The following is an 18,894-nucleotide window of genomic DNA, read 5'->3' as shown; positions in this document are numbered from 1 at the left end:
ATGCTGAAACTACTATCGAGATTGACGGTTGTTAAACAGGTTCTGATTATCCTGCTGACATCCGTCGTTGTGCAGTTGTTGGTGTTACAAGTTTTCACCCAACAAGAGCGGGTCAACGAGGAGATGCAATCCAGTATTGAGAGCATCCGCGACAAATTTTTACTCACCCAGGATGCCATCGAGTACCTGGTGATAGATGGGGTAGAAGAAGAAGTCCGAAAGCTGCTTTTGTTGTTGAATACCGATGAAAACATTACTCACATAGTATTACTGGATAAAAACGATAAGATAAAAATTTCCACCGACGCAAGATTCCGCGATAGTGACCAGCAAACGATGCTCGAAGACCTCAATACTGAGATGCTGTTAGGCGCATTGAAAGCTTCACGTCAAAACCAACAGGCCCTGTTTACTCACTTTCGCGAAAGTGACAATTTACTGATATTAATGGCGCCGATTGAGTTTTCTCGCTTTAATTTTGTAAAGCAGGATTACAGGCTGTTATTGCTCGCAGACTTATCACAACGCAAAGCACAAATTACTTATAGTTCATTACGTCATTTTTTGATTCAGATGGTGGTGATGCTCGCTGCTGCACTGGTGATACTGGTATTGTTCAATCGCGCTATTCAGTCGCGTTTGACTAATCTGACACTGTCATTGCGTGATTATGCTACAGGCAAGTCCAATACCCCGCTTGAGCAATATGGCAACGATGAAATAAGTCAGCTCTCCAATGAAGCCAATCGTCTTATTGAACAAATCAAAGACAGTCGTCTTGAGACGCTAAAACAAAAGGAATACTTCGCTGCGGTATTTGAAAATATGGCGACAGCCGCCGTCATTGTAGACAGGAACAACACTATTCTTAGTTGTAATAACCGGGCGGATTGGTTGGCTGAGCAAGCTGAAGTACTGCCAGGCAGTGGATTTTCAGAGTGCTTTAAGATTACCCGACAAGTGAGCGGAGAGTCGTGTTGGCAACCCACTTTGGCAAGTAATCGAGAATTTATTAGAGGTTTTCTGCATCAGCAACGTGCAGCACTGCGAGTCGCGGTTACGGTTTCTGAGCTGGGACAAGAGCACGGGCCTGGCGGAGAAAAAATCATCCTGATCCAGGAACAGCAAAAGGAGTACGAATTACAGGCCAAAATTCAGGAAAACGAGCAAAAGTTGAGTGCCATTCTGGAAAATATTCCAGGGCCTGTCATGGTGTTTGAAAGCCGGGGGGAGTTGCAGTTTCGCAATGAGCATGCGCAAAAACTATTTGGCGAAAACCCGGACAATTTTAATTACAACGCATCAGACAGTCATTTGCCCGCCGTGTTGAGAGAGCACTTGTTGGTGCGTGAAGACGGTATTCGTCATGGGCGAATGTTTAAAAGAGAAGAGTTGAATTTGCTCATTGACAAGCGCCATTACTGCTTTTCGATAACTTTGTTTCCGGTGGCCAGTCACACTTCATCAGATATTTTTCTGGCGTGTATCATGCTTGATATCAGTGAAGAGGTGCGCAACCGACAGGAATTATTGGGCTCTAAGCAACATCTTCAATCTTTTGTTAGCAATTCACCCACTCCCATCATTGAGTGGGATGAGAACTATCAGATCACCTTTTGGAACCTGGCTGCGGAAAAACTATTTGCAGAGTCTGCAGAGCGAACATTGGGTCGTTCATTGTTGCAGGTATTGAACTGCCGCGACGTGGGGAAATTGAAAGCTCATCTTGGCAATGTTATCGATGGTGAAAAGAACGAGTCTGGCGCCTTACCTTTCGAACTGGCTTCTGGCACGGTGCTGACTGAATGGACCAGCTTTAAGGTGAGTGGCGGATATAGCCAAATGCGCTTTGCATCTTTGGTGTCGGATGTGACGCAAATTCAGGAGATGATCCGCAACATATGTCTAAAAGATGCGGAGAAAGACGAAGTATTGCGCTCTATGGTGGAACCCGTGATCACCATAGATGAAAAAGGTGAAATACTCTCGTTCAATCAGGCTGCTGAAGAAAAGTTTGGTCACCAGGCAAGTGCTGTGATAGGGCGCAATGTGAATATGTTGATGCCGCAAAGCATTGCTAAACATCACGACGGGTTTATCCAGCGTTATCTCAATACAGGAAAGAAGCGCATTATCGGCTCTGGTCGCGAGGTACAGGGGCTCAAAGCGGATGGTTCGCTATTTGCCATGTACCTGTCTATCAGTGAATTGCCCTTGCAGCCCAATGGTGTGAGGCGCTTTATTGGCAACTGTGTGGATTTATCCGTATTAAAAGACAAAGAACGCCAGCTCAATCGCGCGGTTAAAATGGATGCTTTGGGTAAATTGACGGGAGGCATCGCCCACGACTTCAACAACATTTTGAGCATCATGTTGGGCTATTGTGACTTGTTGTTGCTTAATAGTGAACTCAATGAAACCGATAAAAATGCGTTATCAGAGATCAGAAAAGCCGGTGACAGGGCGACTAACCTGACAGGAAAACTGCTGACATTTTCCAAAAAAGGCAGTGGCACTACAACAAGTGCTGATTTAAATACTCTGATCATTGATAACAAGGTTATTCTGGAAAAATCGTTAACTCCCGGTGTTGCATTAAACCTGGAGCTCAGCGAGGGCAAGCATATTGTCGCTGTTGATGTCAGTGATTTTGAGGATGCACTATTGAATTTGGTGATCAATGCCAATCAGGCGTTGGCGGATAGCGGCATCATCCAAATTGCAACCTATCGCGAGGATGGCATCGTCTTGGCGGATGGTAGCGATATTATCTCTTGTATTGTTTGTGAGGTGAGTGATAACGGGCCGGGTATTCCTCAGGAAATTCAGGATAGAGTTTTTGAACCCTTCTTTTCCACTAAAGGAGATAAGGGGACCGGACTTGGATTGAGTCAGGTGTATGGTTTCGTGAAGCGCTCTGGAGGAACTATCGATTTGCAGACTAGCGCGGATGGCACGCGGTTTTTGATGAAGTTCCCCATCAATACACAATCGCTTAAAAAACTTCCTCAAGCTGATAAAGCGCCGGTATCCAGGCTGGACGCCAAAACAAAGATTCTGGTGGTAGACGATGAAACCGGATTAACCGACGTTATCGGAGCAATTCTTGCTAGTGAAGGAATTGATGTCACGTTAGTGAATTCTGGAAAAGATGCCCTTAACACGCTGAAGCACGATACCTTTGATTTGATGTTAAGTGATGTGGTGATGCCTGAGATGGATGGTTTTAAGTTGGCCAAATTTGTCCAGCAGAATTACCCCAAGACCAAAATCCTGATGATGAGCGGCTATCTGGATACTCAACTGATACCCGAGATGGATGAAAGCTTGCTCAATGCCCTACTGAACAAGCCTTTTACGCCCGAGAAGTTGTTGAATGCCATCAGTGCAGCACTTGAGAATGGGTTAGAATAATTCAACATCACTGTCTGAGTTTGCATCGCTATTGTCTTGAAAAGGCACTGCGCCGATGGCATTGGCAATACCAGCTTCATCCCGTAAATTCTGCAACACGTTGTTTAGTTGAGAAAACAGCTCCTTGAATTGGTCAAAGCCACTTAGCTCCTTTTCAATTATATCTGTTAAGTGTTGCTCTTGTGCCTCATTTAAATCCAGGATGTGAAAACTGGCGGTCAGTTTTTCTGAAATGTTGTTCAGGATATTTTGACCAGATTGAGCATGTAGGTGCAATCCTGCCTCTAAAATACTGATTGAGTCATTGAGCTTGTCTACTACGTTGCTCAACGCTGCTTGTTTTTTAATGGCGATATAACGCGCTGATAAACCTTCGATAAGTGCTGCGCAATAATCGCGTATATGGCCAGCATCTGCTTCATCTTCAGGCATATTTTTGACGATAAAGGACAAGTGAAGGTCGTTGACGATCATGCGTTTTCCAAACTGATATAATCTCCCCTGGTTGTGCAGTTTTTCATAGACGCTATGTTCAATGGGACTGATGCGATCGTGTTGATAATCAAAGAAGTGTCGCTCTTCGTCGTTTATCATCAGACTACTTTTCAAGCCAAATCGTTCCATGGCGTTGAAGAAGGTATCGGCCAGTTCGGAAATACTGTTCACATAAAACATACTTTTGAAACAGGCCATAACATTGCCGTATTCCGCTGCTAGCTTCATGGATTCAGCGGCCACTTTTTCAGTTATTTGCAAGTTTTGATTCTGCTTGCGCTGTACAACAAATTCGCTAAGACGACTCACTTTTCGTTGCAGTTCAATGACCTCAAAAGGCTTGGCGATAAAATCATCGCCACCCACATCGAAAGCCTGGAGGCGCTTTTCCAGAGTGTTATAGCCGGAGATAAAAAGAATGACTGGCTGTTCAGTGGATTCTTTCTGTTTTAATTGTTTACACAGCTGATAGCCATCCATTGCTGGCATGTGGATGTCTAAAACAATGACATGGGGGGCAAATTGCGCGGCTTCATCCATTGCGGCCAAAGGATCGCAAACCGTTCTGCAATCGTAATTCACACTTAGTGCCGCTTGCATCATCCGTGCGGCAGCTGGTTCATCATCGACAATCAAGATACGGATCAATTCACTATTGCTGTTATAACTCATGCAGTCTCCTTAAAACTCAAGGTGAAAATTGCATTTTTGAATCCATGTTTTGATATTACTGCCCAATTGCTTGATATTTTGTTTCTCGAACTTTTCTGAAGATTGCCCGAGAGGGAGCCGCACTCTTACGGGAATGACTTTTGCGACTGTTTTGGCAATTAACCCCAAAAATGAGGGACGAGATACATTTAATTGTGGTTGCCTGGTGTTTGTTGACGGGTGACGCAAATTATTTCTAATTTGTTTCCTGGTGTCGCTTTCTGTTATTGCGACCGCCGTTATCCTGCTGAAGGTAAAACAAAGCTAAAACAGGTACCTTTACCCAATACACTCGTGACTTGCATTGTAGCACTGTTGAGTTCCATAAGCTTTTTGCAGATGGCCAGTCCTAGTCCTGCGTGTATGCCTCTGTCCTTTTGGCTATTACTGGCTTGATAACGGGCATCAAAAATCGCGTTTAATTCCGTTTCCGGGATACCTACGCCTGAATCCGTTACAGAGACTGCAATGCCATCGGCTTGCGGCTGAATACTTAAGGTAACATGGCCGCCATTTGGGGTATGGCGGATGGCGTTTTCAATCAGATTGGTTAACACCCGTTCCAGTTTGCCAATATCGGCAGACACCATGGCATTTTTGCTGTCTGGACTGACACTGAGTTGTACCATCTTATCCTGCGCTTTAAGGGAAAATTTGGCGACCACATCATGGATAAGCTCGGCTACCGGAAAGGTTTCTTTGTTTACAGTTACCTGGCCTGATTCAATGTAGGCCAGCTCAAATATCTGATCGATTAGCTGTTTAAGGTTTTGAGCATTATTTAACGAAATTTGAATAAAACGCGCTTTATCTTCATCGCTCAGGGTTTGCTGATTTAAAGCCAGGGTTTCAATATAGCCTTGCAAATTGGCCAGGGGGGTTCGCAAGTCATGGGATAAGTCGGCCAGTAAAGTACGCCGGCGATTGTCCAGTTCCTGCAATACTTCAAACTGCCCTTGTATGTGGGACACCATGTCATTGAAGGCACATCCCAGTTTTTGTATTTCGTCGATGCTGTCTCGATTCCATGGCATTGGGCTGTATCCTGAACGCGTTAAATCGTAATCGGCGGCGCGCACTGATTCCATGGCAAGAGTGAGCTTTTTCATGGGTTTGGTAAGCCAAGCAAATAAGATCACCATCAGTACCAGAAACATCACCAGAGTACTGACGCCTAACAAGGTATACTGGGCGAAGTTGCGGTCGTGGCTGAGTTTACTGACAATGGTATCGTATTGCTCGCCACCTAAAATGACATATAGGTAACCCTGTAGCGCCTGATCTTTATAAACTGGTGCCACCGAGAAGATTTTCTGTTTTTCCGGGTTTTTAGGGTCGCTACCGTAAACTGGCAATGATTTGGGCAAGTCCATAAGCTGTTGAATGGGCGCGAGATCGATACGAGTGAGTTTCACTTTGCCGGGTTTGGCATTATCCGTAAGAATATTTCCCTCGTGATCCAGGTAATAAAATTCAAAGTTTGGCCCCATCACCATCAAGGTATGAAAGAGATTGCTCAAAGCCTGATAGTCAAAGACGCCTTCTTTTAACAGCGGGTTGTCTTCTACCAGATGTTTTGCCAGATTGAGGTGCAGTTGCTGTTCGGCCTGGTGGCTGATGGTGGCCTGCATTTTATCTGACCACCAAAGAAAGATACTGGTGATCAACAAAAATACACTAATGGTTGCCAGTGACAGGCGCTGATAAAAACACAACTTCACGCCAGACCCACCCCTTCGGGATTAAACTTGTAACCGACCCCCCAAACTGTTTGCACTATAGTGGGTGAGGCGGCGTCTTGTTCTATTTTGGCCCTTAAACGATTGATATGAGAATTGACGGTATGCTCATAACCATTATGGGAATAGCCCCAAACGGACTCTAATAATTGCGCCCGGCTAAACACCTGATTCGGGTGTTTGGCCAGATACCAGAGTAAATCGAACTCGGTGGCCGTCAGGTCTAAAGGGAGCTGATTGAGCCAAGCTTGCCGCGACTTGTGATCAATGCTCAATTGTCCTGTCACCAGATTGTTTTCTTCTGCTTGTTGTGTCGATTGTTCTGCAAGCTGCTGTACCAGACTGACTTTGCGTAACTGCGCCCGCACTCTGGCTTGTAGCTCTCGGACACTAAAGGGTTTGCTCATATAGTCATCTGCACCCAGCTCTAGTCCCAGTACTCTGTCGGTTTCGGAATCTTTGGAAGTGAGCATCAATATGGCTTGAGCGGGGTTTTCCTGACGAATGATGCGGCATATATCTAAGCCACTGAGTGAGGGCAGCATGACATCTAAAATTAACAAGTCCCATGGTTCCGAGCGGGCAATATTTAACGCTTTTTCGCCATCGGCACAGTGTCTTAATTCGGCACCTGATTCCGCCAGGTTAACCCTTATTAAGTCAGCGATGTCGAGATCATCCTCAACGATAAGTATTCTATTTGTCATGGGCTCATCAAATGGTTCAATTAAGCGCAATGTCCACTGCAGTAGACATTGCGCTGGCTGTCATTACTCAGTGCGAGTAACCTGTATTTTGGCGATTGGATTGTCAAAGCCATGAAGTTTGTTCAATACCGATGTGCTTAAACCATCATCGATAGAGACGATACCAGGGTGCATGGCAACAAAATCCACATCATCTCTGGCGGCATCAAATCCAACGCCCATATCCACAGGACCGGGGATCGTGCCCATTGCTTCCGAGTTAGCTTCAGTTCCTGAGTCATAAGCCAGCGTTGTGCTGCTCCAGCTCTCTCCCACAGCTAGTTGTGCAAGGCTCTGAGCGTTGATCCCCGTAAAGGCATCATTGCTGTTCACTAACATGGTGACGACAGATAGCAGCGGCATGTCGTTGTCTTCAATACTGATAGAAATAGTTTCAGATCCTCCCGGACCTATGGGTGCCAAACCACTCTCACCGGCCGAAACAACAGGAAGTGCCAGTAAAAAGCTGTTATCGCCGCCTTCGGCAAGATATTCCAACTCTTCAGAGGCGGTTTCGCCCAAAGTCCAAAGTCGTCCTTCAGCGTGCAAAACTACAGCAACAGGAGAGAGGGGTTGGGCACTCGTCAGGTTGGTTATGGTAATGTCATAACTGCTGACAACCGGGGCTGGTGGTGTCACGACTGGTTCTTCCGCAACGTGATCGTCATCATCACTACAGGCGGAAAGCACCAGGGTTGTGGCCAATAACAAGGCCAGGTGTCTGGCAGTTTTTGTGCTGTTATTTTTCATGGCGGTCACCTACTGTACAGTTACAGTTAGCTTAGCCACTGGGTTCAACCAGCGCTGGACACTGCTATTGATGTCGCTAATCCCCGCATCTTGCATGCTGTCGCCCAGATTCCCTCTGTGAATGTGTACTGTTGTGTTGGCTTCTTCCGTCGTGACACCGGTGCCGCCAGTGCCAATCAGGTCTTCGAGAGGTGGAGGCACCGGCATGCCGGCTACACCGGGTGCACCGCCACCACGGATCTCATCATTAGCTTCCGTACCCGCATCGTAGGCGTTGAGATAAACCGTGTAGGTGCCTGCTTGTTCGGGAATGGTCCAATTATCCAAACCCACAAAGGCATCGTTTGTGGGTAAAAGCATGGCGGTTAACGACAATACGGTATTATCTGTGTCTGTGCTCAACATAAAAGTGCGGCTGGCACCGGGAGCGGTAAGCTCTGCTTGTATCTCTGCGCTATTGCCATTAACACTGGCTACAATACTTGCAAGACCACTGACATCACCCCCTTCGGCCATCATTTGTAATTCAGCTGAAGCGGCTTCGCCAGTTTCGAACAAGGATGCTGTCGCCGGGTGGGCAGACACCAGTATTGGCGTGTAATAAATGCCTTGGGTCAGGCTTTGAAATTCAATGGTGAGTTCTGCCGCGTTTGCAGAAGCTGTAGCCAGCATTGCTGAGGCTAATAAGGGAGTGCGTAGTTTCATGGTTTTCCTCGAATCGTTAATTTACAACACGAGAAAAAGTATGGGAGCCATTTATCCCAAAAGTATCACGAAAGTTTTACGATTTGGTACGAATAGGTACCAATTCAATAGAGAAAATTTGAAAGCAGTGAAGTGGGAGTGACCATCATGCATGCAATGAATGCGCGCGCGATAGTCACTCGTTTAATTCACTAATACAGCATGGCGTAGAGCTTGCGGCGGTAAGTGGCAGCGAGGCTGTCGCCTTCAGGTAGTGCATTGATGGTGTCGATCATCAGCTTTTTAGCTTCGCCAAAGTTAATATCTCGTTGCAGTACTTTTAGCAGTAATGCCAGACCTTCTTCCTGGCGATTGTTTTGCTGGTATTGCACGGCGAGATCGACCTTGGCTTGCAGATCCTCTGGATTTTTCTCCACGATTTCTTCTAAGGCTAAAATTTCTGGCGATTGAGACGCTTTTTCTGCCAGTTCCAGTTTGCCTTTCAAAGTTTGGTAGTCAGCGTCTTGATCTACCAGCATGACACTTTCCAGTAGCTCTTTAGCTTGTGCTAAGCGACCTAGTTCTAATTGGGTATCGATAAGCGCAAATTTGATATCGGTTCTGTCTGGCGCGGTTTCGAATGCGGTTTTAAGTAGTGGAAAGGCCTCATCGTATTTGCCTTCCGCCATCAATTCACCAGCATTGGTAAGCAGACCGTCTTCTACTTTCGGTAGGTGCTTTTCCAATAGAGTGCGTATTTCTCCCTCTGGCTGAGCACCCGCAAAGCCATCAATGGGTTGGCCATCTTTCACAAGGATCACGGTAGGTAGATTGCGTACGCCAAACTGCATGGAGATGGCTTGCTGTTCATCACAGTTTACCTTGGCCAATAATAAATCTTGAGGATACTCCGCAGCGATCTTTTCCAGTATGGGCATCAGAGATTTACACGGCTCGCACCAATCAGCCCAAAAATCGATCATCACCAGACGTTGTTGAGATTCTTCCAGCACGATCTGCTGAAAGTTATCAGGTGTCATATGTACGATATTACTGGTAACTTGTTCCACAGGAATTCCTTAAACTATCTGAATTGCTAATTATACCCAAACCACCTCAAGATACTCTGAAGCAGGCATCTTGAGGTAGTTTGGGTATATGTATGGGCTGTCCGGTGCAACACAAGTTCAATTGTCACCTGATTGACAGAGTTTTATTTATATTGTGCTAAGTTAAGCATATTCCAACGCTAAATGAGTGAGCGCTATGTCTGACGTTACACCGCCAAAACAGTTTGCCTCTTTTGCTGAATTCTATCCTTTTTATCTTTCTGAGCATGCCAATCAAACTTGTCGACGCTTGCACTTTGTTGGCTCAACATTGGTGCTGGTTTGTATCGCCGCAGCAATATTGACAAGTAATTGGATGTTGCTTTGGTTATTACCTGTCATCGGTTATGGCTTTGCTTGGGTAGGGCACTTTTTCTTCGAGCATAATCGCCCTGCCACCTTCACTTATCCGTTTTATAGCTTGTTGGGAGATTGGGTGATGTACAAGGATATTTTGACCGGCAAAATCAAGTTTTAAGGGGAAAGGAGTTAAGTTCCCTTAGTATCCTTACACATTGCTAGTGATTAAAATAACAGCGATAACATAAACCCCGAGCATCAGGGCACTTTCAAAGCCGATTCGGCCGATACCGTACTTTTCCCGTAAAACCATGCCCAATAAGAGAATTGCTGACATGAGTATCGCTACCAGGCCCCATGCCATTTGTAATGGGTCCATTGCGTGGTAGATACTGCCATCGGTATAGCCCGCATCGGCGGCGGCCACCACCAGTATATTAAAACAGTTAGTTCCAAATATATTACTTACCGCCAGTGTGAGTGCACCAATTCGAATCGCGGCGATGGTGGTCACTAATTCGGGCAGTGATGTTACCAGTGCTGTAAACATCCCGCCCACTAAGGTATCAGGTAGCCCGGTCTGGTCCGTAATCTCTTTAGCGGCTCCCATCAATACCCAACCGGCTACAGCAGTAATGAGTGCAAGACTGAGAAATGAAAACCAGAGTCGCGCCGTATTTTGCCCCTCATTCGGTGATATATCATCGGTTACTGTCTGGTGAGTTTTGCGAGGAAACCACATGGGACGTTTTTGGGTTTTTTGTACCAGATGCAACCCAAAGAGATAAGCAATAATGATTATTGGCGTAACAGGGTGCATGTTAAAGCCGTCTATCAATGGTATAAATACAGCAAACATAGGCAGGGTTAACAACGCAATCAGTAAACCGGCAAGCATCAGATTCACGGGAGACGCGGCAGCGTGCTCCAGATTGGCCTTGCGATAGAGAATGTCTGCTACCCCCAAAAAGGCGAGGTTAAGCACCATGCTCCCCATAATATTGCTGATGGCTAAATCTGCCCGACTATCCAGTGCGGCACTCAATGTTGAGGCAAAGTCTGGTAGTGAGGTGATACCGGCCAAAAATACGATACCAAATAGCGCTTCCCCCATGCCAGTTTGGTCGGCCAGAGTATCGGCTTGTTTTACTAACTTAACGCCTGCTAACACCATGACAAAAGCGGCAGAGATAAACAGTAAACAACTTAACAGGAGAGGAGACATCATTATTCTCTTTTTGAGTTTACACGGGTTATTTTATACACAAAGATGATTGTTTTTCATTGCTATCAGACCCGGTGAACTCACTCTTAAACCATCAAGCGTAACTCTACTGTATTGCCTTGCGGATCTTTGATGTAAATGGAATTGCCAAACCCCTGCGCTCCATAGCGTTGTTCGAAGTCTCCTTCGGTGATACCAAAGTTTGCCAGATGCAATTTGATATCTGCATCGGATATGGGACTGAGCTGCAGGCAAAAATGGTCCATGTTGTTGCCCGTTGCCGATGGTGCCTCACCGCCAAGCTTGCCCAATTCACTCTCCACAGTCACCAGGTCAATCAAAGCATTTCCGGCTCGTAACTGAACTAAACCGTTTTCTGGAGGGGGTTCTCTCTCGACAGTGCAGCCTAGTACATTGCAGTAAAAGTCCAGCATCTGCTGGAGTTTTGAGGTTCTAAGTACGATATGATCAATGGCAGTGATTTCCAGCATCAGACCTAACCAATCTATATAGATGACTATTAATTTAGCCTATAAAGCCTGAATTAAGAAGCTCGTGCAGGGATGAATAGATAAAACTTATTTGTTTGACGTTGGAATTTGAAGTAGCAGAGATGATACGAATAATCGAACTGTTCAGTTCGACGTCTTAATTAACATTGATATTTTGAATAATTGGAAATCTGGAGAAGAGAAGGAATGGTGCCGACTGCCGGAGTCGAACTGGCGACCTACTGATTACAAGTCAGTTGCTCTACCAACTGAGCTAAGTCGGCACACTAAAACCTTTTCGCTGTGATGCAGAACATCGAAGCGGGCGCCATTTTAGCGGCGCCCTTTATTTTGTCAAGCACAATCACGTACTTAATTGATTAATAATTGCAGTTTTACTATTGCAGTTTCTCTGCCAGAGATTTGAGTAGCGGAAAGCTCTCTTCTGGAAGATGTTTTTGCAGTTCCAGTAATCGACTCGCTAACGTGGCTTTATCTGCCGCGCTGACGTTAAAATGCCCCAGTTTGCGTTTAGCACGTGCGGTTTTGCCGTACCAGTGAATATGGCAGCCGGGAATCGCCAGCATGTCTCTGCTGAAACTACCGCAGCCAATAATGTTCACCATGGCAGTTGCTGAGCGTAGTTCGGTTGAGCCCAGTGGTAAGCCGCAAACCGCCCGCAGGTGGTTTTCAAACTGACAGGTATCAGCACCCTGCATGGTCCAGTGACCCGAATTGTGCACTCGTGGGGCAATTTCATTTACCAGAAGTTGGTCCTCAACCTGGAAAAATTCCACTGCTAACACGCCCACATAGTCCAGATCTTCTGCGAGCTTTTTGAAAATAGTTTCGGCCTGAGCCTGCAGACTCTCAGTGATTTGAGGCGCCGGAGCGATAGTCAGGTGCAACTGACCCTCGTGATGGTGATTTTCCACCAAGGGATAAAATGCAAATTCACCTGTTTGTGAGCGAACGCCCACAAGTGAGACTTCTCTGGAGAAGTTGATCATCTTTTCCACGATTATCGGTACAGTGTGCAAATCCAGCTTGGATAGTGTCAGGCTCAATTCGCTAATGTCGGATTTGTCTTTTAAGCGCCATTGACCGTAACCATCGTAACCATCGCGACTGGCTTTAAGTACCAGTGGTGTTCCCAACTGCTCAACGATTTCTGGCAATTCACTGACATTGCTCATAACGCGGAATTCACTGGTGGGGATGTCCAGACTGGCCAATAAATTCTTTTCTTTAACGCGATCAGCACCGGCGCGAATAGCGGTGATACCGGGTTTGAGTTTGCCTGTTTCATCAGCGAGTTTAAGCAAGTGCTCTGGAACGTGTTCGAACTCAACAGTGATCACATCAGCATCATCTACAGCTTCGGCTAATGAAACTTTGGCAGGTGTTTTACTGATGGGGTTGATAACCTGATCTTTGTTGACATCGACGGCTCTGACATGGATACCCAATGGACATCCAGCCAAGTACATCATTCGGGCTAGCTGCCCACCGCCATAGACGAGCGCCTTCATTCAGGTAACTCCAGCTCACCTTGTTCCAGCACGGTGGCTGTTTGTGTTTCTCTGAAGTTAATCACGCGTTTTCTTAGCGCTTCATCTTGGTTTGCCAGCATTTGCGCGGCCAATAATCCGGCATTGGCGGCGCCCGCTTCACCAATGGCCAGGGTCCCCACAGCAACACCTTTTGGCATTTGAACTATGGATAGCAATGAGTCCAAACCACTGAGTTGCGATGAGCGCACGGGTACGCCCAACACGGGTAAATGAGTATGCGCGGCAATCATACCGGGAAGATGCGCAGCACCGCCAGCGCCGGCAATTATCACTTCAATGCCTTGGTCTGCGGCACCTTCGGCAAATTCGGTCAATAAGTTGGGGGTGCGATGCGCCGATACTACCTTGGCGTCGAAATCCACCCCTAAATCCCTTAACATTAACGCTGCTTTTTGCATGGTTGGCCAATCAGATTTTGAGCCCATCACAATCGCGACTTTTGCCATGAATACCTCGGTTTTGCCTGTTGGAAAAAATGCGCATGATACCTCACAACGCCATGTTTAAACTAGCAATCCACTTAAATAATTCCCGCAAATACCCGGTGATCTGATTTTTTCTGATATTTCCCGCAATAAAAATCATGGTCAATGGCAAAATCACGAGCATTATCTTTGTCACAAACAAGATGCTTTTGTATATAATGCCGCAGTTTTGCAAAAGTCTGTGCTGAATCAATGAATTTTCACGAAAATGTAAGACAATTGTGAGAGCTTTCATCCGACTTGTTTTAAAGAAGTTCAAAAACAAGCGGCATGTTTTGATTTTAAGCTTTTCAGATACCTTTGTGAGTACTGTCTGCTTGTGTAATGTTGGAATTATAGATGACTCATTCAAATCTTGAAGAATCCCAGAGCAAAGAAGTGCAACTTCCCTCAGACTCTTCAAATAAGGCCAAAAAATGGGCCTTTCTGGCGCTTTTAATTTATGGGGTGCTGCTGGCCGTCACCATCATAGGATCAGGCTTTAAGCTGGCTACTGGTGATCACGCTCGAGAATTGTTCGAGTTTGCCTCTAATCCGATAATGGGCTTGATTATCGGCATGGTAAGCACGGCGCTTATCCAGTCTTCCAGTACGGTTTCTTCCATCATCGTAGCCATGGTGGCGGGAGGTTTACCCATTACCATAGCCGTACCCATGATCATGGGGGCTAATATCGGCACCAGTATTACCAGTACCTTGGTGAGCTTGGGGCATGTTGCGGATAAAAAAGAATTCCAACGGGCTTTTGCTTCAGCCACCATCCACGACTTTTTTAATATTCTCAGTGTCTTGATATTCCTGCCGCTGGAAATTGCCTTTAATCTTCTGGAGCGCATCAGTGCTACGTTGATGGAGTTCTTCCACATAGGTGGTGGTTTGTCGTTAGGCGGCTTTAATCCTCTGAAGGCCATAACTGCGCCAGGTGCCGACCTACTTAAAAGCCTGTTTTCTTTCTTGCCGGATGAGTGGGCGGGGGCATTAATGGCCATGATTGGCGTTGGCTTAATTATATTGTCAATCACCTTTATGGGTAAAACCATGAAGTCGTTGATGGTGGGTAAAGCCAAAGACATTCTGCACAGCAGTATCGGTAAAGGTCCCATTAGCGGTATAACTTCCGGTACTTTTATTACGGTGTTGGTGCAGTCTTCTTCTACTACAACATCATTGATTGTGCCATTGGTGGGCAATAATGTACTGACTCATCGCGATATCTATCCTTTTGTTCTGGGCGCGAACATCGGTACATGCATCACCGCAGTCATCGCAGCACTGGCGGTAACCGGAGTCAATGCTGGCTTCGCGCTGCAAATCGCTTTAGTACACTTCTTGTATAATTTCCTGGGAGTAATAGTGATTTATGGGGTTAAGTTTTTGCGTGAAATTCCCATCAAGGCTTCCCATGGCCTATCTATGAAAGTGGCTGAACAAAAATTGTGGGGATTGGCCTACATCGTTGGTTTGTTTTTCCTGGTACCCATTTCCGCGATATTTTTAACTAATTAGTCTGGTTTAATTTCAGCAATAAAAAAGGCAGCGAGGCTGCCTTTTTTATTGCTGTCTTCTAAGTTCGCTAACTCAGTCAGTCTTGAGTTTCCATTGCAGTTCCTGTCCAGCAAAGAATGGCACGATAGGATTACCATTTGGCAGGTTGATGGACTCAGGAACCGTCCAGCTTTCTCGCACCAGTGTTATGCTGCCAGTGTTTCTTGGCAGACCATAAAAATCAGGACCATTGAAACTGGCGAAGGCTTCAAAGTGCTGCAGCGCGTCCAGTTCTTCAAAAACCTGAGCATAGAGTTCGATAGCGCTCCAGGCGCTGTAACATCCGGCGCAGCCACAATCACTTTCCTTCTTACTCTTTTCATGAGGCGCAGAATCCGTGCCCAGAAAAAACTTTTTATTACCTGATTGCACCATGTCTCGAAGTGCCTGTTGATGGGTGTTGCGTTTCAGTACAGGCAAACAATAGTTGTGTGGCTTAATGCCACCCACCAACAGATCATTGCGGTTAAGCAGCAAATGTTGCGGTGTGATCGTGGCTGCAATATTGTCACCAGCGTTAGCCACAAAATCAGCAGCGTCTTTAGTGGTGATGTGCTCCAGGACAATTTTAAGCTTGGGGAAGTCAGCTACGATTTGTGTTAGATGTTGTTCAATGAACTCCTTCTCGCGATCAAAGATATCTACGTGAGATTCCGTTACCTCGCCGTGGACCAGCAGTAACATGCCACAATCGGACATTGCCTGAAATACCGGATAGAGACTCTTTAACGATGAAACACCGTCTTCAGAGTTTGTAGTCGCTCCCGCTGGATAGAGTTTTGAAGCAACAATTCCGCCTTTTTTGGCTTCTAAGATGGTCTCAGGGCTGGTGCTATTGGTTAAATACAGGGTCATCAGCGGTGTGAAGTTTTGACCAGAGGGGATCGCTCTTTCTATGCGTTCCCGATAGCTGCTGGCCAGGCTCAGGTCGGTGACAGGTGGCACTAAATTTGGCATTACAATCGCGCGATTGAAACAACGGGAGGTTGCAGGAACCGTTTCTGCTAGCATGTCGTTATCACGGAAATGTAAATGCCAGTCATCCGGCGTAGTAATTGTAAGGTGGCTCATGGACAGTCCAAATAGTGAATTATAAATGAGGTCAACACGCTCTAGTATGGGTAAATTTACTTCTTTTACCAAGTTCCAACAGGCAAGGAAATGAAATTTTTCTTAACCCTATGGTGTCTGACATAAAATTGTGCCAATGTCGGTCACACTAAAGATTATATTAAATTTTACGCCTAAGCTCACTGACAACATGACCTCACAGATTAGTTTGGCCTCTTTGCTGCCGCCGGAAAAGCAAAAACCGCACATCACACTGCCTATTCGCTTGATTGATAAAATAATGGGATTGGCCAAAATGCAACGTCTGTACGAAGCCAATAATATGCAGGGGCTGGCCAAAGAGGAATTTGCCGATAAGTTACTGTCGGTTTTGAATGTCACTATCGAAGGTGAGCAAGAGCTTCTGGCAAAAGTGCCCAAAACCGGGCCTGTGGTGATTGCCAGTAATCATCCCTTCGGTGGACTTGAAGGCGTTATTTTGGCTCGTCTGTTGGGCAAAGTCAGACCTGATCTAAAAGTTCTGGCGAATGTAGGGCTACAAATATTCTCTGAATTGCAAGATTACTTTATCTTTACCAACCCGCTTTCTGAGCGAGATCCCCGCAACGGACCTTCTTTGCGCACCAGCATGGCGCATGTTAAAGCGGGTGGCGCGTTGCTGCTATTTCCCTCAGGCAAAGTGAGCTATAAAGAGCGCCAGCAAAACCGCGTGGTAGAACATCCGTGGAATCGCCTGGTGGCAAAACTCGTGCAGTCATCACAAGCGCAGTTTTTACCTGTCTGGATTGAGGGGCAAAACAGTGACATGTTTTATCGTATCGAATCCATTTATTATCCATTGCGAATGCTGTTTTTGGGACGAGAACTACTCAATAAGACTGACGCTATCGTTAAATTAAACGCCGGAAATAGCCTCGCGGCAAAGTATTTGGTGCCGCAAAAAGCGGGACAGGAACAAGCCGACCTGGCGCGCTGTTTGAGTGTGGCCTGCACTGATGAATGGCGCAATGATTGGCCCAAACTCAATACGACAAACTTTTCATCACTTGCTGAGCCTGTAGCCAAAGCGACTATCCTGGCCGAAATTGCCAATCTGCCTGCAGAACAACACCTGGTTGCTTACAAACAATTTGATGTTTATTACGGATTTCAATCTCAACTTCCTCAAGTGGTTAATGAAATTGCTCGCCTCAGAGAGTTGGTGTTCAGGCAACACGATGAAGGCAGCGGGCAGCCAAGGGATACTGACAAATTTGATGCTACTTACACGCAATTGTTCATTGTAAATCGCGAAGAGGGACAGATCATCGGTGCTTATCGCATGGGCCAAACCGACAAACTATTGCAACAAAACGGTGTGGAATCTTTGTATTTGTCGCAGATGTTCGAGTTTGATGCGGGCTTTTACAATCAACAAGAGTCGTGCCTGGAAATGGGGCGTTCTTTTCTCATTCCCGAATATCAGCGCAGTTACTACGGTTTGTATTTGTTATGGCGCGGTATCGGTGCATTTGCCTGCAAATTTCCGCAATATCGCCGCCTATATGGTACTGTGTCTATCAGCAAGTTATATGACAAGCGCAGTATCGCGCTGATGGAAAAGGCGCTGGTTCGTCCCCTTTCTACAGTGCGTGCCAGAACACCCTGGAATATACCATTGCAGCCTGATCTGCAGGCGTTTGCAGAGCAATATAATTTAGCTGAACATCTGACCTCATTTTTGAAAACATTAGAAGCAGACGGCAAGGACATCCCAGTATTGCTCAAGCACTACCAAAAACTCGGTGCGGAGTTTTATAGTCTGGGCCTCGATAGCAATTTTGCCGATACGCCGGGGTTGTTACTTTGTGTTGATCTTCTCAATATGCCGGAAAAGTTGGGTAAGCAATATTTAGCTGAAGGCTGGCAGTCCTACAAAAAATATCATCAACAATAGTGGCCGAAAGTCGCTTTTCAGGCCATTTAGCCGGTTAATTCACCGCGCTGGAAGCTTGCCGTTGCTGGTGCCAGTCCAAAACTTTCATCCAGCTTGATGCCCTGAGATCTAGCAATTAGCTTCAGCGTGAAATAGTGATGCACGGCGTGGCTGGAGACAAATACTAGCTCACGACCCAATGTCGAATGACCCGCAAAGTCTTGTTGGCTACTAATGGATATTTCAGAAATAACGCTGACAGGGTGGTGAAGTTGCTCTTCACTAATTCCCGCTAACCAGATTTCTATCTCGGAGAGCTGCTCCAAGGCATTAGTGCGATATTTTTCTGTGTCGCAAAAGCGATGACGTATATTGTAGTTGACCACAGCGTCGGTGGCACCCATTAACGCCATATAGTGGTCTATGATGTGCCGCATGTGAGCACCGGCACTGCTGTTAAATAGAGGTTTTACGATTTTGACGTATTGTGCATCAGTGAGCTTGAGCAGGTACTGCTTGCCTTGCGTTATTATTTCCAGTTGGCTTGCTATCATTATTTTTAATGTTTTTCTGTTCTAGCCTCATAGACCAGCTTACTCAACTTACACTTTCATTGCCATTCAAAATTACAAAGTTTAAA

At 46.0% G+C, this 18,894-nt stretch carries 16 protein-coding genes and 1 tRNA gene; 4 read left to right on the top strand and 13 right to left on the bottom strand.

Going from position 1 to position 18,894, the window contains the following annotated elements:
• On the top strand, positions 1-3,414 hold the full coding sequence (locus ACXAGP_RS04110; protein WP_475259721.1) for a PAS domain S-box protein: 3,414 nt from the start codon (positions 1-3) through the stop codon (positions 3,412-3,414).
• Here the strand turns inward: ACXAGP_RS04110 and ACXAGP_RS04105 are convergent.
• The 6 genes from ACXAGP_RS04105 to trxA form a co-directional block, all read right to left on the bottom strand.
• Positions 3,406-4,581 (bottom strand): response regulator, encoded by a 1,176-nt coding sequence (locus tag ACXAGP_RS04105; protein ID WP_475259720.1) that lies wholly within the window; start codon positions 4,579-4,581, stop codon positions 3,406-3,408. The genes ACXAGP_RS04110 and ACXAGP_RS04105 overlap by 9 nt on opposite strands.
• Before the next feature lie 278 nt (positions 4,582-4,859).
• Positions 4,860-6,341 (bottom strand): sensor histidine kinase, encoded by a 1,482-nt coding sequence (locus ACXAGP_RS04100; RefSeq protein ID WP_475259718.1) that lies wholly within the window; start codon positions 6,339-6,341, stop codon positions 4,860-4,862.
• Positions 6,338-7,066 (bottom strand): winged helix-turn-helix domain-containing protein, encoded by a 729-nt coding sequence (locus ACXAGP_RS04095; protein WP_475259717.1) that lies wholly within the window; start codon positions 7,064-7,066, stop codon positions 6,338-6,340. The genes ACXAGP_RS04100 and ACXAGP_RS04095 overlap by 4 nt, the downstream gene beginning before the upstream one ends.
• Positions 7,067-7,129: 63 nt before the next feature.
• Entirely contained in the window at positions 7,130-7,855 is a 726-nt protein-coding gene (locus tag ACXAGP_RS04090; protein WP_475259715.1) for a spondin domain-containing protein, read from the bottom strand.
• Positions 7,856-7,864: 9 nt separating this feature from the next.
• On the bottom strand, positions 7,865-8,560 hold the full coding sequence (locus tag ACXAGP_RS04085) for a spondin domain-containing protein (protein WP_475259714.1): 696 nt from the start codon (positions 8,558-8,560) through the stop codon (positions 7,865-7,867).
• 191 nt (positions 8,561-8,751) lie between these two features.
• Positions 8,752-9,609, bottom strand: a complete 858-nt coding sequence (gene trxA / locus ACXAGP_RS04080) for a thioredoxin (protein ID WP_475259713.1) — start codon at positions 9,607-9,609, stop codon at positions 8,752-8,754.
• Positions 9,610-9,805: 196 nt separating this feature from the next.
• On the opposite strand from trxA, the gene ACXAGP_RS04075 reads away from it, so the two are divergent.
• A complete protein-coding gene (locus ACXAGP_RS04075; protein ID WP_475259712.1) occupies positions 9,806-10,126 on the top strand; it encodes an Mpo1-like protein in 321 nt (106 codons plus the stop codon).
• Positions 10,127-10,156: 30 nt separating this feature from the next.
• On the opposite strand, the gene ACXAGP_RS04070 is transcribed toward ACXAGP_RS04075, so the two are convergent.
• The 5 genes from ACXAGP_RS04070 to purE form a co-directional block, all read right to left on the bottom strand.
• Positions 10,157-11,176 (bottom strand): sodium:calcium antiporter, encoded by a 1,020-nt coding sequence (locus tag ACXAGP_RS04070; protein ID WP_475259711.1) that lies wholly within the window; start codon positions 11,174-11,176, stop codon positions 10,157-10,159.
• An 83-nt stretch (positions 11,177-11,259) separates the two neighbouring features.
• A complete protein-coding gene (locus ACXAGP_RS04065; protein ID WP_475259709.1) occupies positions 11,260-11,664 on the bottom strand; it encodes a VOC family protein in 405 nt (134 codons plus the stop codon).
• Between the two features lie 208 nt (positions 11,665-11,872).
• Positions 11,873-11,948 (bottom strand) — tRNA-Thr (locus tag ACXAGP_RS04060).
• A gap of 114 nt (positions 11,949-12,062) precedes the next feature.
• A complete protein-coding gene (locus ACXAGP_RS04055; RefSeq protein WP_475259708.1) occupies positions 12,063-13,196 on the bottom strand; it encodes a 5-(carboxyamino)imidazole ribonucleotide synthase in 1,134 nt (377 codons plus the stop codon).
• On the bottom strand, positions 13,193-13,684 hold the full coding sequence (gene purE / locus ACXAGP_RS04050; protein WP_475259706.1) for a 5-(carboxyamino)imidazole ribonucleotide mutase: 492 nt from the start codon (positions 13,682-13,684) through the stop codon (positions 13,193-13,195). Before purE ends, ACXAGP_RS04055 begins: the two co-directional genes overlap by 4 nt.
• 378 nt (positions 13,685-14,062) lie before the next feature.
• Between purE and ACXAGP_RS04045 the strand changes: the two genes are divergently transcribed.
• Positions 14,063-15,229 carry a Na/Pi symporter gene (locus tag ACXAGP_RS04045; RefSeq protein WP_475259704.1) on the top strand — a complete coding sequence of 389 codons (1,167 nt, stop codon included), beginning with the start codon at positions 14,063-14,065 and terminating at the stop codon, positions 15,227-15,229.
• Between the two features lie 72 nt (positions 15,230-15,301).
• Here the strand turns inward: ACXAGP_RS04045 and pyrC are convergent, their stop codons facing one another.
• On the bottom strand, positions 15,302-16,339 hold the full coding sequence (gene pyrC, locus ACXAGP_RS04040; protein WP_475259703.1) for a dihydroorotase: 1,038 nt from the start codon (positions 16,337-16,339) through the stop codon (positions 15,302-15,304).
• A 190-nt stretch (positions 16,340-16,529) separates the two neighbouring features.
• Between pyrC and ACXAGP_RS04035 the strand changes: the two genes are divergently transcribed.
• Positions 16,530-18,275, top strand: a complete 1,746-nt coding sequence (locus ACXAGP_RS04035; protein WP_475259702.1) for a lysophospholipid acyltransferase family protein — start codon at positions 16,530-16,532, stop codon at positions 18,273-18,275.
• 26 nt (positions 18,276-18,301) lie between these two features.
• On the opposite strand, the gene ACXAGP_RS04030 is transcribed toward ACXAGP_RS04035, so the two are convergent.
• On the bottom strand, positions 18,302-18,808 hold the full coding sequence (locus tag ACXAGP_RS04030) for a hypothetical protein (RefSeq protein WP_475259700.1): 507 nt from the start codon (positions 18,806-18,808) through the stop codon (positions 18,302-18,304).
• Positions 18,809-18,894 lie beyond the last annotated feature (86 nt).

The organism is Planctobacterium sp. AWM4_229 (assembly GCF_056160305.1).
The sequence above is the reverse complement of the archived record's forward strand: the minus strand, read 5'-3'. Positions and strand labels throughout refer to the sequence as shown.

Excerpts from the sequence above, each read along its gene's own strand:
- ACXAGP_RS04110 (WP_475259721.1), top strand. The coding sequence starts at position 1 with ATGCTGAAACTACTATCGAGATTGACGGTTGTTAAACAGGTTCTGATT.
- ACXAGP_RS04105 (WP_475259720.1), bottom strand. The coding sequence starts at position 4,581 with ATGAGTTATAACAGCAATAGTGAATTGATCCGTATCTTGATTGTCGAT.
- ACXAGP_RS04095 (WP_475259717.1), bottom strand. The coding sequence starts at position 7,066 with ATGACAAATAGAATACTTATCGTTGAGGATGATCTCGACATCGCTGAC.
- ACXAGP_RS04090 (WP_475259715.1), bottom strand. The coding sequence starts at position 7,855 with ATGAAAAATAACAGCACAAAAACTGCCAGACACCTGGCCTTGTTATTG.
- ACXAGP_RS04085 (WP_475259714.1), bottom strand. The coding sequence starts at position 8,560 with ATGAAACTACGCACTCCCTTATTAGCCTCAGCAATGCTGGCTACAGCT.
- ACXAGP_RS04075 (WP_475259712.1), top strand. The coding sequence starts at position 9,806 with ATGTCTGACGTTACACCGCCAAAACAGTTTGCCTCTTTTGCTGAATTC.
- ACXAGP_RS04070 (WP_475259711.1), bottom strand. The coding sequence starts at position 11,176 with ATGATGTCTCCTCTCCTGTTAAGTTGTTTACTGTTTATCTCTGCCGCT.
- ACXAGP_RS04065 (WP_475259709.1), bottom strand. The coding sequence starts at position 11,664 with ATGCTGGAAATCACTGCCATTGATCATATCGTACTTAGAACCTCAAAA.
- ACXAGP_RS04055 (WP_475259708.1), bottom strand. The coding sequence starts at position 13,196 with ATGAAGGCGCTCGTCTATGGCGGTGGGCAGCTAGCCCGAATGATGTAC.
- purE (WP_475259706.1), bottom strand. The coding sequence starts at position 13,684 with ATGGCAAAAGTCGCGATTGTGATGGGCTCAAAATCTGATTGGCCAACC.
- ACXAGP_RS04045 (WP_475259704.1), top strand. The coding sequence starts at position 14,063 with ATGACTCATTCAAATCTTGAAGAATCCCAGAGCAAAGAAGTGCAACTT.
- pyrC (WP_475259703.1), bottom strand. The coding sequence starts at position 16,339 with ATGAGCCACCTTACAATTACTACGCCGGATGACTGGCATTTACATTTC.
- ACXAGP_RS04035 (WP_475259702.1), top strand. The coding sequence starts at position 16,530 with ATGACCTCACAGATTAGTTTGGCCTCTTTGCTGCCGCCGGAAAAGCAA.
- ACXAGP_RS04030 (WP_475259700.1), bottom strand. The coding sequence starts at position 18,808 with ATGATAGCAAGCCAACTGGAAATAATAACGCAAGGCAAGCAGTACCTG.